The organism is Nitrosospira sp. CT (assembly GCF_059489795.1).
On sequence record NZ_JCAHZJ010000076.1, the window covers coordinates 1 to 15,559 of the forward strand.

The following is a 15,559-nucleotide window of genomic DNA, read 5'->3' on the forward strand; positions in this document are numbered from 1 at the left end:
CCTTGTCCGGCAGGCCAAAGGAGCCGGAATTTTCCATTTTAGACCGGTACTGATTTCGGGGGCGGGTCAGGAGCCGGAATTTTCCATTTTAGACCGGTACTGATTTCGGGGGCGGGTCATACGTGTATGACGTTCTTAAGTATTGGCCGAGAAGATAGCTGATTTAACAACAATACTCCCTGGGTTTTTACCCCATTTTCATAAAACAGTTTGGTTAAGTCTAAATCCTGCTACTGTCGCATTTCTAGCTGCCTTCTTTTTCCGAAGTTATGAATCACTCGATATAATCGAAGATATCTATCCGCGCCACTATTGACGCTGGGGTGGCAGTTAATCCGTAATGCTGTGCCAGATGTCGCTTTTAAAGATTACCATCTTTTTAGCCGTCCTCTTACCAGAATAGATCGGGCCCAATTGAATCGGAAGGAGATAGGCATATGCTTGGTACTATGCATAATGCTTCAGGTTTTGAACGTATTGAAGTAGTCATCCACGGTTGCTTCATCAGCTGCTTTACTCCCCCATCAGAAGCCCCGAAATCCAATCGGCATGGCCGAAGCCTTCATCAAGACCTTCAAGCGCGATTATGTTTATCTCCACGATTGGCCTGAACCAAAAAATGGTAATGGCACAGCTTGAACCAATGTTTCGAGGATTACAATGAATATTCACAAGAGGCTCAAGATGAAGTACCAAGACAATTCATCCGCATCCAGTCACTGACCGCATCCTATCCGTTTAATAGGGGCAGCTTCAGAGCAATAGGTCCTGGTTTGTGAAATAGAAGTAGCTGATGGCCTTCTTGGCACCCGACCAGAAGATCGCCTTGGTGCTAATCCTGGGGAAGACTATATCGTTCTGCGAATATTCGACCTGTATCTCCTCTCGCTTTTTAGTGCAGTTGTTGTCGCTAAGGACAACTACAGCCACGCCACTGATAAAGGCAACCATTAATACGGCAGTCCTTTCGGTCTACTATATGGCTACTAGGAAAAAACAAAAACTTATTTACGTTGTTTAAGTCTTTGTTTATTTGGCTCCCCGACCAGGGCTCGAACCTGGGACCTGCGGATTAACAGTCCGTCGCTCTACCGACTGAGCTATCGGGGAATTGGAGAGGTGCATATACTAATAGCTTAAGCCAAACTGGTCAATCCGGAGCAGTGAGTTATTGGGCTTGACAGGATCCATTAAGGCTGATGGAACTGAAATGCAATGGCCTTGTATCTCAACAAAAGAGGGAAATCGGCTTGCAAGTAGCGCGGCTCAGGAAAGAGTTATGCTGGCCCCTAGTACAGACCACCTCTTGCTCGTCCAACATTAAATTTCCTGTAAGGGATCATGTTTAATATTGGACGATCCATTTAATGAAGTATTTGTTTGGGCGATTGGCCGGCGCATAAGCGCCGGTAAGTTTTCTGAAGCGATCAATAATTTCTGTCGTCGGAATTTTTCTCGGGCACGACAATAATTTTTTCCTTCTCTTTTTCTTTTTCTGCAGGACGCTCTACGGATACACACCCCGTGATTTGAGCGAGCAATAATGTCACTATAAACAATTTTAGTATTTTCATAGGAATGACCCTTTTGTAATTTTGTAATTCGGCATGAAGTAAATGAATGGCCGAATTATTACAATAGGCTAAAGCTGTAATCAAAACCGTTCGTTAGCACACATTATTGACGAGCAAGTTTTCTTTGTATCTGTACGAGAACCAGCGGAAGAACTATCTACCGGGAAGATTTCTCTTGACATTTAGAATAATCCACAGTTCTACCCTGAGTTCAGGACTGAAAATTGCCGTACTCTTCGAAGGTTGCAGCAAAGCTTGACTTTATTTTAATTTATTGATAGTAAAGCCTTTTTAGAAATGTTCAAAAAATAGCCAGATAAGAAAAAGCTGTTACAGGAGGGTGACTTACTCTTCCTTTCAGCAGCTTATCAACAAACTTATCCACAGCAATTGTGGAAAATAAAACGTCTGATGTAACGGTGTCAGGAAATGCAAAAGGTGCGGCATACGGGGGAATTCAGACGAACACTTGTGCATCAGGAATCCTTGTCATTTTCGCTTGCTTCAGCATTCAGGATTCCTGATTGAAAGACACTTCTTGAAGCCTGGTCAAAGCATCAAACAGTATTAAACGTCCGTCTGTTTCTACCGTACTGGCTTTTCATACTCCTCTTGCCGCAATGCCGCTTCCACGACTTCCTTGGCCTCTTCGATGTTCTTTACGTGCGACAGATCGATTCCCGGATTGGGATAGCTATGCCAGAAAGAGAACCCTGCGGTCGTGATCCACAATAATCCTCTTACATGCTGTTCTACGAATACCTCCTGATGATGCTCATCAACTATCTTCCATTCAATATCCATCGTTAAGACTCCTCAGCATCTGGAAATGTTAATATAACCGATCAAACTCAGACTGTAGCAGTTATACTTTCATACTAATACCAATTGCTTCATTCTGCACTCGTCCTGAGCCAGCCAGCACTAATTGGGTGAAGGCCTGCAAGTGCTGGTTAGCCGGCAAAGCCAGAAATACTACGAGCGATGTTCGTCCTCCTCAATCTCCTGCCTGTTTCATAGTCCGTTGCTCCATCGGGATAACGTTCAGCAGCATGCACCTCGGCAGGAAGGGGCTTTTATGTCGATTCATATATCCTATCCTGCCCAATCGTCAGCAAGGAAAAAACAATGACTCAAGATGTAAAGAAGAATCGGTTACTGGTATTGGCAATAGTCGTCATACCTATTCTTGTCAGTTCCGCGGCGCGAGCCGACGCAGTGACACACTGGAATCGCGTGGCAGGCGATATTATCGTGGACTCGGGGTTGGGCCCGCTACCGGCAGATCGTGCCCTGGCGATCGTGCAAACCGCGGTATATGAGGCAACAAACGCAATTACCCAGCAATATCCGGCCAGCGATCTCAAGCTGAAAGGCAAGCCGGAAGCCTCGGTTGAGGCCGCCATTGCAGCGGCAAATCGCGCTACGCTTACAGCCCTGGTACCGGCGCAACGGACAGCTATTGATAGTGCCTATCGCCAAGCGCTCACCGCCATCCCGGACGACATCGCAAGAAGCGATGGTCTTGCGATTGGCGAAAAAGCCGCAGCGGGAATTCTATCGCAGCGGGCACAGGACGGTACCGATGCAGGAGAATCATATCGCCCGCGCACCTCTCCCGGAGTCTATGTCCCTACTGTAATACCGGAAGCGCCACACTGGTTGCAGATCAAGCCCTGGCTTATGGACAATCCTGCTCAATTTCGTCCCGGCCCTCCTCCCCAACTGGAAAGCGAGCTATGGGCACGCGACTATAATGAAGTCAAGGCGCTGGGCGGGAAGCACAGCCAGCGCACTGCTGCGCAGACCGAAATTGCCCGTTTTTGGGAAGAAGTAATGCCTCCAATCTACCATGGAGTGATGCGTTCGGTTGCCGAAGCGCCGGGAAGGGAGATCACCCGAAATGCGCGCCTCTTTGCAGCGGCAACCCAGGCTTCGACCGATGCACTTATAGCAGTATTCGACGCCAAGTATCATTACGGCTTCTGGCGCCCGGTCACTGCCATCCGCAATGGCGATCTTGATGGAAATAACGCGACGGAACGGGATCCTTCATGGGTTCCCTTTATCGACACACCTATGCATCCTGAGTACCCGTGTGCCCACTGCATCGTCGCAGGCGCGGTAGGAACAGTACTGAAAGCAGAGATCGGTGCAGAACCCGTGCCGCCTCTGGCTACTACCAGTCGCGCGGCGGGCGGCGTGATGCGCAGTTGGAAAAATATCGATGAGGTCATCCAAGAGGTAGCCAACGCACGCATATATGATGGAGTGCATTATCGCAACTCCGGCGAGGTAGGCACCGCCATGGGCAGGCGAATTGCCGAGCTGGCAGTCATGAAATATTTCCGCACTGACCAGTAAGCTTTTATGTGCCCTCAGAAACTCCCCCTGAGCGCCCGCCTTGCACACGGCGCTCACGATCCCCGTGCGATTTCGTGCCGGCGCCTTTCCACATTCGAGACGATATCACCCACAGTAAATGAGGCAGTCAGTGCTGAAAATGGGCTTGACAAATTGAATTAATCCACAATGTCACAAAAGTCCCATATCTTCGAAAAATCTCTTTTTCAAAACTTCCTGGATATAAAGCTTATTTATAAGCAACTGAAAATAAATCTGTTTTTTTGAAGACAAAAAATGGCCGAATAAAAAAATCCGTTACGGAGACGTTACTTACCGATTGTGCCCATACCTTATCAACAAAGTTATCCACAGGTATTGTGGAAAACAAAATCCTTGACAGCCATGAGTGAAATGGCCATGAAATCGGCAATAAATGACGAAGTGAACATGTCGGGGAACAAAAGCGTCCGGAGTGATGCCTAAAACTTTTATAGCGACGTTTTGCCTTGAGTTTAAGCGTGTAGCGGGTTGTTCTAACGGACTTTAGGAGGTCGAACGTGAAACAGCATGTCACTTTGCACAAATACATCCTTTTTTCTGACTTGCTCGATAAAGGAGCCGAAATCTTTACCAAGAAAAAACTCGAACATTCTCGATCGAAGGCCGATGCACCTGATAGCATGGGAAAAAATTCGCCAGTTCCAAAGTCTGTCAGCAGATCGAAATTTCCCCAGGGAAGAAAAGAAAAAGTTTAGCAGTTCAAAAATTCAGGAATGCAGCGGCAGTGCCTGTTCCCCCAGTTGTTCCATACGCAACAGCAATGGCAGCGCATCCCGGACTGTCACATGAAAAGTGAAGTCCCAGTTGAGGAACTTCAAAGATTCGAGCAGCAGATCTTATATCCTATGTTACGCGGACATTCTTGAATTGCCAGGGGTCATCCCTGTCGATATCTTCGTCAAATAACCATCCTCGATCCTGCAACGGAGTCCAGCCCGAATAGACCCCTACAAGCTCTCCGAGATAAGGCCTGGCTACCTCCAGGACAAGTTCGTGGTCGATTACTTCAGGTTCCACCACACCCGATCTGGGATTCTGCAGAGCCCATATCATCCCGGCAAGAATGCCAGCCACGACCTGCAAGCTGGTAGCGCTATTGAATCGTGCAAGCCGGCGTGCTTCCCGTATGGATAACCGGGAACCATACCAGTAAGCGCATTTTGCATGGCCCATGAGCAATACGCCAAGCTCGTCCGTTCCCTCCACCAGTTCATCCCGAAGAATGCGCTTTTTCGCCTGTACCTGCCAATTTCTGCCCGCAAGCTCGTGAACTGAAAGTACAGCATCGTCACAGGGAAGATAAGCGTAATGCACCGTTGGGCGGTAAATTACTTCTCCCTTTTCTCTCAATGTCAGATGGTCGGCTATTGAAATGGATTCGTTATGGGTTATCAGAAAACCATGATACGGTCCGCCGAGGGGTGTCCAGCTCCGCACGCGGGTAGAGGCGCCGGGGCGGCTGAGATAGATGGCGGCATCACATCCGAATCCATGGTGCGCCCCATCCACCGGCCAATGGCGTTCATGACTGCCCCATCCCAGTTCCGATGGCTGAAGACCTTCCCCGACAAAACCATCCACCGACCAGGTGTTGACAAACTCATCGGGCTGTTTGCGTTGGGAAGCAACCTGGGTATCCCGCTCTGCAATGTGGATTGCTCTTATGTTGAGCTGGTGCGCAAGTTGCGCCCATTCGCAGGAGTTTGTCGGTTTTTTCACTGCCATGCCGGTGTCACCAGCGATGTTCAGTAATGCCTGTTTCGCAAACGTCGAGGCAAGACCCGGATTCGCCCCATGCGACAGAAGCGCAGTGGGGCCTCCCCGCTTTTCCCGCGCAAAAGTGAGCGCTTGCTCACGCAATGCATAATTGGAACGCAAAGACGGGGAAACGGATTGGTCAACATATCCGCCGGCCCAGGGTTCGATGCAAGTATCCAGATACAATGCGCCTCGCTGGCAGCACAATTCCATCAGGGCAAGGCTGGAAACGTCTACTGCGAGATTAAGCAGGAAATCTCCCTCATCGAGCCAGGGCTCCAGCACAGCAAGATAATTTTCCTCGTTCAGCGAATGGTGCATGAATAAGACGCCAAAATGGCGTGCGATGTCGCCGCCATGTTCATCAGCCGTAATTATCCTTACCTGATCCGGACGCATCTCGATATTCTGAAACAGTAACGAAAGCAAAGCCTGGCCTACGCTGCCAAAACCCACTATTATCAAATTCCCCTGCAAATGCGCGTGTTTGGTATTTGCCTGCTTGTGTGCTTTCATTTCCATATCGAAATTAACCCTCCTCTTTATTGCCGGTCACTGCCATCACTGCCTTTTCCAGTTGTCAATCAGTTCTGTCCCATAACTTCCCGATTTCGATCCACGTATCATCCACACTGATACTTATCGCAGGTAGAATCCTTTGTCGCAGACAGGCTCCTTGAGATGACGTAGATCCCTGCCCGTACTCACGCTCCACCCTTTCCACTCTTAACTGCCGCCAGACCAGGATTGTAAACGTCCTGGCAAATACTCCTCCTACCGGTCTTTCCGGCATGGATTTCCCTCGATCAGGAACTGGGGGGGTCAAACAATGGTCAAACCATTATTTTAATATACCCTTCAAATTGCATGTGACCCTGCCGGAGCCGGATGTGCCCTCGTCATCGTACCTCGTACCAAGGGTAACGGGTAACGCAAGTAAAAAAAGGTCGGTTCGAATGCAAGAGTGTTATGTTGTTTCATTTTTATTTATGGATGCAGCAGCTTTTGAACTGATTCACCTTATTGAGACTTAAGGAAAAGTGCTATGACGAATTCTAATTGTATCCTGCCACAGCATGAAAATCATACCCATCCCCACGGCCCGGAATGCGGCCACACTGGCGTCGCCCACGATGACCATGTCTGCTACCTTCATGATGGCCATCTGCATTACCCGCACGGCAACCATATCGATGAGCATGTCATAGACGTCAGTGAGACCAATCCCCAGGACTGTACTCCGGGACATGAATGCGAAGGTCACGCGCAAGGCCATGTACACGGCCCCGACTGCGGTCACGAAGCCGTGCCTCACGGAGACCATGTGGATTATCTGGTCGGGAGCCATCTTCACTATCCCCATGATGACCATTGCGACGATCATGGTCCGGTGAAGACAGTGGGGTGATCCTTATCTCCAGGCATTCCTTCGGAGAGCTTCCTCAAGCCGAAGAGGTTGACCGGTTTAGGAAAAGGTTTAAGGGAAGAGCAGTCTCTCTATATTATTGCTTGCGTGAGAGGTATTCCGCTCAGATTACGAGCAACGCAGGATGCAGCACTTCGATCTCGTACAGAGGCCGCCCCTGCTGTGGAGGTGAATAAGCGCTGTAACTCGAAATCACCGAAGGGTCCAGATGACCGACGATCTGCTCCAGATCGGAAAGCCGCAAGCCCTGGCGTACAAGATAAGTAATGTAACTATGCCGGACCGTCTCGGCGGTGATTTCCTGGGGATCAGGCAATCCCGAATCGATTACGGCGCAAACCAGCGCTGTTGACAGATCGACCCGTGTCTGCGAATCATCCGGATCCCATACCGGACGATTGCCAGATTGCTGGAACAAGGATTTGAGCGGATTGCTGAGCGGCACCGTCCTCGGAGATCTTCCGTCGAGGGTGATGACATTGGCACGCTGGTTGAGCTGATTCGCCTTCAGTGCTGCCGCCTCATCGATGTCGAGGCCACTGAGCAGCAAACCGATAAGCTGCTTCCCTTTCAGGCTGGCAGCGTTGATCAGGGTCCGTAACTGATGGCTCGAAAGTTCCCTGTGCGCCGGTTTTGACAAGGCAAAGTTTGTTTTCTGCTCTAACGGTTCGGCTTTGGCCCCAAGCGCGGCATGAGGATGATCAATCAGTTCGGCAGCAGGCGGGGTATATCTCTCCACACCGAATACCGCAATGGAAGGCTGTTGTTCCTTTTTTTGGGTCAGATACTCAAAAACCCACACGCTGATCAACCCCAGCAGCAGGGAACCGGTGAGCGCTATCAAGGCTTCACGACTGTAGTTCGGTCTTACTGGCTCCCTTGACTCATACGCCCTGCTGATCACATCGACCTGCGGATATTTGTCCTTGCGGCCGGTTTTCACCTGTACCAACCGTTCCTGCGTATCCCGATACAGCTTTTCCAGCCCTTCCAGATCGCTCTTCAACGCCTCGTGCTGGGTAAACTTTGTCGCGAAGATCGATGCCCGCTGCTTGTGCTCGCCCAATTGCTCGCGAATATCCCTGACAGTCTGTCGTGCAGCCGCATAATTTACCTCGGCCTCGTTCAAGACTACATTTTGACCACGCAACCGCTTATTGTTGATAGCAGTCTCGAGTTCCTTGATCTGCTCAGGGAGAGACTTCAAGTCCGGTTGCAGGTTTAAGTACTCGCGAGTAAATTTTTTATCGAATTCCGCCAGTTTTTCACGTGAATCATGCAGACGCTTCTCGAGGTCGGCCAGGCTGATTTTCTCGTCATCTGGAACTACTGCCTTTCCCCGGGCAATTGCGGCCCTGATAGCATCCAGTTCCGCTTTCGCCTTGACCTCCGCCTCGGAAGCCTTGTTAAGCGACTCGTTCAGCCCCTTCAGCCGGGCCGACGGTTCATTCTCATCGCGCTCTGTTGATAGAATATTGTTGTTTTCCCGGAAGGTCTCCAGCGCCGCCCTCGCCGCAGCAACCTTGTCAGCCAACCCCTCCAGCTCATCCTCGACAATACGTTCAGTATTGCTCTTCAAACGTTTTACTTCTTCACCTCGCGCCTCCAGGTATACATCTATCCATGTATTGATGAGCAAAGGCAAAAAGCGGGGATCTGAACCTTCCGCCGTGACCTCGACGAGGTTGGTTTCGGGAACAGGCTCGACGGCCAATAAAGTCTGAATATCAGATTCAGTCAACCGATTTAGAGATTTGCCGACGGGAGAAGCCTTCAATTTCGCGAGGGTTTCGGCAGCAAGCTCCCGTCCCAGCAGGATCTGGCGCTGGATTGCAACGTGCTGGATATCGGCATTATCGCTCTGCTGATCGATCGGTGTCATGGCCGAAGTAAGCAATGTCGCGCTGCTACGATAAATTGCCGGCTGGCTGTAAACGTAAGCAAGGCTTATAGCGGCGCTCGTCATAAATACGAGCCCAAAAATATTGAACCTGCGAGATTGATACCAAGGGAATTCACTCTTATCGGCAATCCGCCCCATTTGGTGTGAATTGCCCCCAAAATGCAAGTTGACTCTGTTTTTCATCATGCCTGCAATTCCCCTGCTCCAGCCGCGACCATGCCATCTATCACCCATACTCCTCCGCGCAATTCTTCCATTGATTCGATACAAATGTCACGCGATAAATGAAGCTTTTGTACGGTGCCGCACAAACGGGAAAGGGTTCATCCTCTGACAATGGGCCCATCCAAAAAAGCAGTGATATTCATATTATTGTAAAACGCTTGCCTTAACTTGACGGTTAGCAATCGCACGCTTGATAGACATAGGGTTTGTACCAAAACCGGAACGCAAATCAGAATCAGCCTCTTAATCCTTTCAGGAAACGCAAAATGAAAAAACATCGTGATCAGGTTCTGTTCGGCAATGCCTTTGCTTCGTTCGATCCCCGATCGGCGGCATTTCGGCAAAAAATGTTTGAACATTTTCAGACGAATAAATGCAAGCAGTGGAAAACGGTTGAAAGATTACCGGAAGCGGGAAAAAATCATGGTGTGATATACTTCAGAGAAAACGTGTAAGAAGCTCCCGTCGACCAGGAGTATGCCGCTATCTCTACACGCTTTCCTGCGATTGCCAATGTGCTTCCGGCGTGACCTTGACAATCCTGACGTTCCAGTAAGCCCGGCAGCATCCCTCCAACTTTCCCCACTTCCATAGCTTCTGCCCAATCTCATGACCGCAATGCCCGCCATCTTCGTAGGCCATGGAAACCCTATGAATGCCCTGTCCCGCAACGCGTATACTGAAGCTTGGGCCGCTATTAGCAAGGACCTTCCGGCCAAACCTGAAGCTATCCTTTGTGTTTCCGCACATTGGTACATACCGAAAACAGCGGTAACTGCACAGGAAAATCCACCCACGATCCATGACTTCGGGGGATTCCCGCAGGAGCTGTATCAAGTCCAGTATCCGGCGCCCGGGTCCCTGGAACTTGCAGCGGAAGTTGCGGATTTACTCCTGCCTGATGCGGTCATGGACACGACCTGGGGACTCGATCATGGCACCTGGTCGGTCCTCGTCCATATGTTTCCGGATGCGGATATTCCCGTCATTCAATTGAGTATAGATGAAACCAAAGAGGCCGCATGGCATTATGGGATGGCGCGAAATCTGGCACCGTTGCGGGACCGTGGCGTCCTTATCCTGGGAAGCGGTAATATCGTCCACAATCTGCACACCTATTCATGGGGAAAGCATGATGCAGAACCCTATGACTGGGCTCTGCGGTTTGAAAAAATGGTCCGTACAGCGCTGAGATCAGGCAATGTCGAATCCCTGATTGCCTATGAAAAGCTGGGAAAGGACGCATTGCTATCGGTACCAACCCCTGACCATTACCTTCCGTTTCTCTATATTCTTGCTCAGAGGCAGCACAACGAGGAAATCAATTTTCCGGTGGAAGGATTTGATGATGGATCAATTTCCATGACGGCAGTTCAGATCGGCGTATAAGGCCCACTTATCTGAAGCAAAGGTTGAACCCCCGTATCTCCACGAAAGCCCTTCCTCACGTTTCCTTTGCTTCCCTTATCTCTTTTAACCTATGGTAATGGTACGCGGCCGTCTTTTTCTGAGCGGCGACGCGTTGGCGTATCCCATTCTCAAAGCCCGGCAGATCGAAAAGAAAATTGCCTTCAGCTTTCTGCAAAGTCTCCAGTAACATGTCTGCGCCGAGTTGTGCGGATTCGATTGCCCACTCGATCCCCGTTCCACTGAGAGGGTCTGGCGCTGCCGTTGCATCTCCGACTGCAATCCAGGCATCTCCACCCATTGCTGGAAACGTCGTCGCCCCAGCCGTGCGTCCGGATATCGGCCGCTGATCGGAAGCTCCTGCCGTCAATGGCGCGAGAAGACGAGTACGCTGCAATTCCTGAAAGAAAAAATCCTTTAAGCGCGACTGCCGCTGCTTGAGTTCATTCCGTTCGATACAAAAACCGGCAAAATAGCCTTTTCCGGCAGGCAAAGCGTACCACCAGCCACTGCGTGTACCCTCGATATAGAGAGTATGGCCGGGCGCCATCCGTGCCTGGAGCGAAGTCATGAGGGCAATCTGCGAGGGCTCCGATACAGGTACATGGTCAAAAAACGGTAGCGGCACGCGGCCTGTCGCAAGCACTATAAAACGCGCATAAATAGCACGTTCGCCTGCGCCGGAAGGGGTTTCACTGGAGGATGCCTCCTGGGAAGAGCGCGCGATCAGCCGCCATCTGTCACGCTGGCGCTCCACGCCCACTACTTTGGCATCGGGGATTATAGTGCTGCCCGCATCGACAGCAAGATTTCGCAAAGCTTCATCCAGAAGCGGACGCTCAATCGCTACACCCGCACCCCATGGATTAAACATTGCATTGAATATTATTGGCTCGGCCGTATCCCACAGCGACACAGTTTCATGAATCTCTATTCCATGCACTACCTCTAAAAAAAAACCGGGACAATACTGCTCGATAAAATGACGCGCCCGACCCGATATGAGTTCGATGCCGCCTGGAGCGTAGCCTCCCCAGTACACCAGCTTTACATCGACACCCGCACGCGCGAGCGCAAGCGCGCAGGTGGCGCCCGCAGGTCCACCACCTATGACAACAACATCCGATATTCTCCGGTCCGGAAACATTTGCTGCTATCGGCTCTTTTTACTGGCAAACAGGACTATTCTGTACTACTGTCATTTTATAGGGAAGAACTGGATAGTGATGTCGAGAGGCAGGATTGCCGGTTCACGTTTGCCTCTCCGTGATTCTTAGAAACCGGAACCAGGCACGGCTAAAAGAGGATATCAATCATGCGGGCTAGCAAAGGAAAACAAGAAGAATACCGGACGATCAGTCGCCGCACTATTTTAAAAGCGTCTGCCGCCATGTTTGCCGCGGGTATGTTGCCTGCCAGTGCAGTTTTTGGGAAGGTCCTGGATCGGACACAGGACCAGATTCTGGGTCCCTTTTATCCCATTATGAGCGAACCCGATCGCAGCGGGGACCTCACACGGGTACCCGGAGGATCAGGACGCGCCAAGGGGCAGCCCATCATCATCAGGGGAACAGTACGCAATCCTGATGGCAAACCGGTGTCGGGCGCGGAGGTTGAAATCTGGCAAGCCAATGCTGCGGGCCGCTATGCGCATCCCGACGATACCAATCCCGCGCCCCTCGATCCCAATTTCCAGGGCTTCGGCGCAGCGACTACGGGTCCTGACGGCTTCTACCAGTTTAAAACAATAAAGCCGTTGCATTATCCGGCAGGCAGCATTGGAATTCGGCCGGCTCACATCCATTTCGATGTCAGAGGCCGTCGTGACGAACTGGTAACCCAGATGTACTTCGAGGGAGACCCCTACAATGAGAAAGATTCCTTCCTCCAAAGCGTTCTCAATCCGGACGCATTGATTGTAAAGCTACTTTCGCCAACCGCAGAGGAGCCTGAGTTTATGGTTGGAGTATTCGATATTGTCTTCAGGGGCTAGCTGCTCAATGCAACTGGTTCTTTGTGCAGGCACATTTAAAAACCGGAGGTATCGTAGAGGTTAATGAAATACTTAGGCCATCTGTCGACAGATGACCCCTTTTATGAATACCTCCGGCATGACATCCTCCCGGCGCTGCACACCGTGAATCATCCGGATTTCAGGGTTTATGAGCTGCGGGCCTCCAACCATGTTTACCTTTATGAAGAGCGGGACAGCGGAGCGCGGGTTATCGGAAAATTCTTCGGTGGCGTTCCGCATATCAGTCCTGACGCGGCGTTGCGTCACATGGAGCAGGAGTTCAATAATTTGAATTACCTGCGCAGAATCGGCTTCAATGCCTATCCCCACTATGTAGCGCGTCCCCTTGGCCGCAACGCCAGCCTTAATCGCGTGGTTGTGGAAGAATATTGCTACGGCACACATTTCAAACATGTCATTCTCAAGGCGATCCGCGAGAATGTGCACGATGTTCTTTTCCAGAAGCTTACCGCGCTCGCTTATTCTCTTGCCACGCTGCATAACCGGACAGCCCACGATAGCAAGGTGGATTTCAACAAAGAATGCGATTACTTTGACCAAGTCATGAACCGATTGCTAAGTGCAGCATGGATTGGATGGGATCAGGCGCAGGACTTGTACCGGCTAAAAAACCGATGGAGGGACAAAGCCTGCATGTGGGAAGACTGCAAGGTTCTGATCCATGGCGATGTTACTCCGGATAATGTTCTTTTTGGCGATGGCCTTTGGGTCATCATGCTTGATCTGGAGCGGATGAAATCATCTGACAGGGTGTTTGATCTGGGCCGGGTCGCAGGCGAACTCCAGCATTTCTTCTTGCAGCAGACGGGCGACAAGTCGCGGGCCGAACCCTTTATCGGGCATTTTCTATGGGAATACAGTTGTCATTTTCCCGATCGCGATGCAGCCTTCGCTGCGATAACCCGCCGTCTTCCCTTCTATGCCGCACTCACTCTCCTGCGCATCAGCCGCAACGCGTGGATCGATGGGACGTATAGGGAGCGCTTACTGGATGAAACCAGAAAGACGTTGGCCTGAGGGATATACATCATGGCAATAAAAGGCATCCTGTTTGACCTCTATGGCACGCTGATCGATATCGAAACCGATGAATCCATCGATGAAATCTATCGCGCCATCGCGCACTACCTGGTTTACCAGGGTATATATCTTCATCGTGGACAGTTGCGGGAGCGCTACTATGCCATCATGAGACAACAGAAAGATGCGAGAGGTGAGGAATACCCGGAAATCGATGTGGAAGCCATATGGAACGAACTGCTCCTCCAGCAAGGCATCAAGTCAGGCTATATCCGGGGGCAGCAGGCGAAAGTGATCGCCCATATTTATCGCGGCATCTCCCGCAAACGCCTTCGACTCTATCCAAACGTGAAGGAAGTATTGAATGAGCTTCAGGCGCACTACCAACTCGCGCTGGTGTCTGACGCACAACCCTGTTTCGCACTGCCCGAAATTCGGGCAGTAGGTCTTGAGAGTTATTTCAATCCTGTCATCATTTCCAGTTACTACGGTTTCAGAAAACCCGATTCCCGCCTCTTCAACAAAGCGCTCGATAAAATGGGTATCTCGCGCTCAGAGGTAATCGCGGTCGGAAATGATATGTTTCGGGACGTATATGGAGCTCAGCTTCTCGATATCAGGACGATTTTTTTCGACTCCAATCAGGGCACCAAAACTTACGAGAATGTTGTACCCGCATATCGGACCCAACAATTCGAGGATATCCTCACCGGCATAGCTCAACTGGCGCAACGTTAGTGTCGACCGCAGCGCGAGGAATCGATTCCCCCTCCCTTATGAAAAAGGAGATAAAAGAAAGGATAGCGGGGGAAAGTCGCTCTCAACCCGGGTATTTAATCTTCAATCGGTTAATAAAGGGTTCGGATAACGAAAAGTCCCTGTCCCCCGGTACGAAAACCTTGCAGCTGTGTTCCGTTCCGGCATGGCTTACCTTGAGGGTTGCAAACACACCCTTGTCTGCAGGGCGGGTAACAGGGATCTGTAGCGTTCCTGCTTTCAATTTATAGCCGTCAGGCAGTATTCGAGACGCTGCCACACCGTCGAACCTCGCAACCCCGCCTCTCGTAAGGTAGGAATACTCGACCTCGGGCTGGACCTGAGATTCGGAAATCCCGCTCGATGCCCAATTGACATTAAGCAAAAATTCTTCCCCTTGTTCTGCGGAGGATAACTTGGCCGGAGTTGCCCAGCAGGTCAACCCCGGACGCTTGCGCAGGCATGCTGACCAGTTTTCGACTGACCTGGACGCATCGCTATTGCCTGCCACTGCACGCTGCATAAAAAACTCCGCAGCGTGGGAAGGATCGAGCGTTGCATTTTGAGCACAATATCCACCCTTCCATTGCCCGAACCGCATGTCGCTCATTGTATCTGCCGGACTAGAGCTTGAATCCGGGCTATCATCAGGCGGAAAATCATCCAGATTGACAAGCCCATACGTCAGTCCCAGCGATTTGTCCTTACCGAACTGCTGCGCACGCTTGATCGCCTTTTGCGCGTCTTCATACCTCAATGCGCACAATTCTGCATACATTGCCCGGTCTCTCAAGGGCGGCGTAATCCTCTGGTATTCGTCATAAAATCCGTTTGCCAGAGAGCTATGGCATGTTTCGCTGGCTAACACATTCCCCGGCAGAATCGGCCAGATCAGCGCGCCAGGCAGAATAAGCGCGAGAGCGGAAATATATCCCTTTTTCATGATGCTCCTCCAAAAAGGCAAACATATTATATATAAGATGTTACCCGGCCAGAAGAAAGCTTTGCCTCAAGGAAGATTCGACGATCAGAAAACACAACCATTGTGA

13 protein-coding genes, 1 tRNA gene and 1 pseudogene are annotated in these 15,559 nt (G+C 50.6%); 9 read left to right on the forward strand and 6 right to left on the reverse strand.

Annotation, left to right across the window (positions count from 1 at the left end; translation table 11 throughout):
• Positions 1–500 precede the first annotated feature (500 nt).
• Positions 501–779: pseudogene (locus AC52W5_RS13420) on the forward strand (integrase core domain-containing protein); the annotation flags it as partial.
• Positions 780–1,034: 255 nt separating this feature from the next.
• Here AC52W5_RS13420 and AC52W5_RS13425 read toward each other — a convergent pair.
• Positions 1,035–1,110: transfer RNA gene (locus AC52W5_RS13425), tRNA-Asn, on the reverse strand.
• Between the two features lie 1,049 nt (positions 1,111–2,159).
• Positions 2,160–2,378, reverse strand: coding sequence for a hypothetical protein (locus AC52W5_RS13430; protein WP_074709052.1), 219 nt, complete (start codon positions 2,376–2,378; stop codon positions 2,160–2,162).
• Positions 2,379–2,702: 324 nt separating this feature from the next.
• On the opposite strand from AC52W5_RS13430, the gene AC52W5_RS13435 reads away from it, so the two are divergent.
• Both AC52W5_RS13435 and AC52W5_RS13440 read left to right on the forward strand, forming a co-directional pair.
• Complete coding sequence (locus AC52W5_RS13435; protein WP_074974951.1) at positions 2,703–3,938, forward strand: vanadium-dependent haloperoxidase; 1,236 nt, start codon at positions 2,703–2,705, stop codon at positions 3,936–3,938.
• Between the two features lie 539 nt (positions 3,939–4,477).
• Positions 4,478–4,675, forward strand: coding sequence for a hypothetical protein (locus AC52W5_RS13440; RefSeq protein ID WP_074974950.1), 198 nt, complete (start codon positions 4,478–4,480; stop codon positions 4,673–4,675).
• Between the two features lie 148 nt (positions 4,676–4,823).
• On the opposite strand, the gene AC52W5_RS13445 is transcribed toward AC52W5_RS13440, so the two are convergent.
• Positions 4,824–6,260: a homospermidine synthase gene (locus tag AC52W5_RS13445; protein WP_495671356.1), complete on the reverse strand. Its 1,437-nt coding sequence runs from the start codon at positions 6,258–6,260 to the stop codon at positions 4,824–4,826.
• Positions 6,261–6,783: 523 nt separating this feature from the next.
• Here AC52W5_RS13445 and AC52W5_RS13450 point away from each other — a divergent pair.
• Positions 6,784–7,146, forward strand: a complete 363-nt coding sequence (locus AC52W5_RS13450) for a hypothetical protein (RefSeq protein ID WP_495671357.1) — start codon at positions 6,784–6,786, stop codon at positions 7,144–7,146.
• A gap of 121 nt (positions 7,147–7,267) precedes the next feature.
• Here AC52W5_RS13450 and AC52W5_RS13455 read toward each other — a convergent pair whose 3' ends face one another.
• On the reverse strand, positions 7,268–9,130 hold the full coding sequence (locus tag AC52W5_RS13455; protein WP_495671358.1) for a GumC family protein: 1,863 nt from the start codon (positions 9,128–9,130) through the stop codon (positions 7,268–7,270).
• 428 nt (positions 9,131–9,558) lie between these two features.
• Here AC52W5_RS13455 and AC52W5_RS13460 point away from each other — a divergent pair, with 428 nt between their 5' ends.
• Positions 9,559–9,747, forward strand: a complete 189-nt coding sequence (locus AC52W5_RS13460) for a hypothetical protein (RefSeq protein WP_074974947.1) — start codon at positions 9,559–9,561, stop codon at positions 9,745–9,747.
• Between the two features lie 163 nt (positions 9,748–9,910).
• A complete protein-coding gene (gene ygiD, locus AC52W5_RS13465; protein ID WP_495671414.1) occupies positions 9,911–10,681 on the forward strand; it encodes a 4,5-DOPA-extradiol-dioxygenase in 771 nt (256 codons plus the stop codon).
• A 55-nt stretch (positions 10,682–10,736) separates the two neighbouring features.
• On the opposite strand, the gene AC52W5_RS13470 is transcribed toward ygiD, so the two are convergent.
• Positions 10,737–11,846, reverse strand: a complete 1,110-nt coding sequence (locus tag AC52W5_RS13470; RefSeq protein ID WP_495671359.1) for an NAD(P)/FAD-dependent oxidoreductase — start codon at positions 11,844–11,846, stop codon at positions 10,737–10,739.
• 168 nt (positions 11,847–12,014) lie between these two features.
• On the opposite strand from AC52W5_RS13470, the gene AC52W5_RS13475 reads away from it, so the two are divergent.
• The 3 genes from AC52W5_RS13475 (at position 12,015) to AC52W5_RS13485 (ending at position 14,492) form a co-directional block, all read left to right on the forward strand.
• A complete protein-coding gene (locus tag AC52W5_RS13475) occupies positions 12,015–12,692 on the forward strand; it encodes a dioxygenase family protein (protein ID WP_495671360.1) in 678 nt (225 codons plus the stop codon).
• 63 nt (positions 12,693–12,755) lie between these two features.
• On the forward strand, positions 12,756–13,751 hold the full coding sequence (locus tag AC52W5_RS13480; RefSeq protein WP_074974944.1) for a phosphotransferase: 996 nt from the start codon (positions 12,756–12,758) through the stop codon (positions 13,749–13,751).
• A gap of 12 nt (positions 13,752–13,763) precedes the next feature.
• Complete coding sequence (locus AC52W5_RS13485) at positions 13,764–14,492, forward strand: HAD family hydrolase (RefSeq protein WP_495671361.1); 729 nt, start codon at positions 13,764–13,766, stop codon at positions 14,490–14,492.
• Between the two features lie 82 nt (positions 14,493–14,574).
• On the opposite strand, the gene AC52W5_RS13490 is transcribed toward AC52W5_RS13485, so the two are convergent.
• A complete protein-coding gene (locus tag AC52W5_RS13490) occupies positions 14,575–15,453 on the reverse strand; it encodes a hypothetical protein (protein ID WP_495671362.1) in 879 nt (292 codons plus the stop codon).
• Between the last annotated feature and the right edge of the window lie 106 nt (positions 15,454–15,559).

Bases quoted from the DNA above. Each gene is read 5' to 3' on its own strand.
- AC52W5_RS13490 (WP_495671362.1), bottom strand. From the start codon at position 15,453: ATGAAAAAGGGATATATTTCCGCTCTCGCGCTTATTCTGCCTGGCGCG.
- AC52W5_RS13430 (WP_074709052.1), bottom strand. From the start codon at position 2,378: ATGGATATTGAATGGAAGATAGTTGATGAGCATCATCAGGAGGTATTC.
- AC52W5_RS13480 (WP_074974944.1), top strand. From the start codon at position 12,756: ATGAAATACTTAGGCCATCTGTCGACAGATGACCCCTTTTATGAATAC.
- ygiD (WP_495671414.1), top strand. From the start codon at position 9,911: ATGCCCGCCATCTTCGTAGGCCATGGAAACCCTATGAATGCCCTGTCC.
- AC52W5_RS13475 (WP_495671360.1), top strand. From the start codon at position 12,015: ATGCGGGCTAGCAAAGGAAAACAAGAAGAATACCGGACGATCAGTCGC.
- AC52W5_RS13450 (WP_495671357.1), top strand. From the start codon at position 6,784: ATGACGAATTCTAATTGTATCCTGCCACAGCATGAAAATCATACCCAT.
- AC52W5_RS13445 (WP_495671356.1), bottom strand. From the start codon at position 6,260: ATGGAAATGAAAGCACACAAGCAGGCAAATACCAAACACGCGCATTTG.
- AC52W5_RS13455 (WP_495671358.1), bottom strand. From the start codon at position 9,130: ATGACGAGCGCCGCTATAAGCCTTGCTTACGTTTACAGCCAGCCGGCA.
- AC52W5_RS13435 (WP_074974951.1), top strand. From the start codon at position 2,703: ATGACTCAAGATGTAAAGAAGAATCGGTTACTGGTATTGGCAATAGTC.
- AC52W5_RS13460 (WP_074974947.1), top strand. From the start codon at position 9,559: ATGAAAAAACATCGTGATCAGGTTCTGTTCGGCAATGCCTTTGCTTCG.
- AC52W5_RS13485 (WP_495671361.1), top strand. From the start codon at position 13,764: ATGGCAATAAAAGGCATCCTGTTTGACCTCTATGGCACGCTGATCGAT.
- AC52W5_RS13470 (WP_495671359.1), bottom strand. From the start codon at position 11,846: ATGTTTCCGGACCGGAGAATATCGGATGTTGTTGTCATAGGTGGTGGA.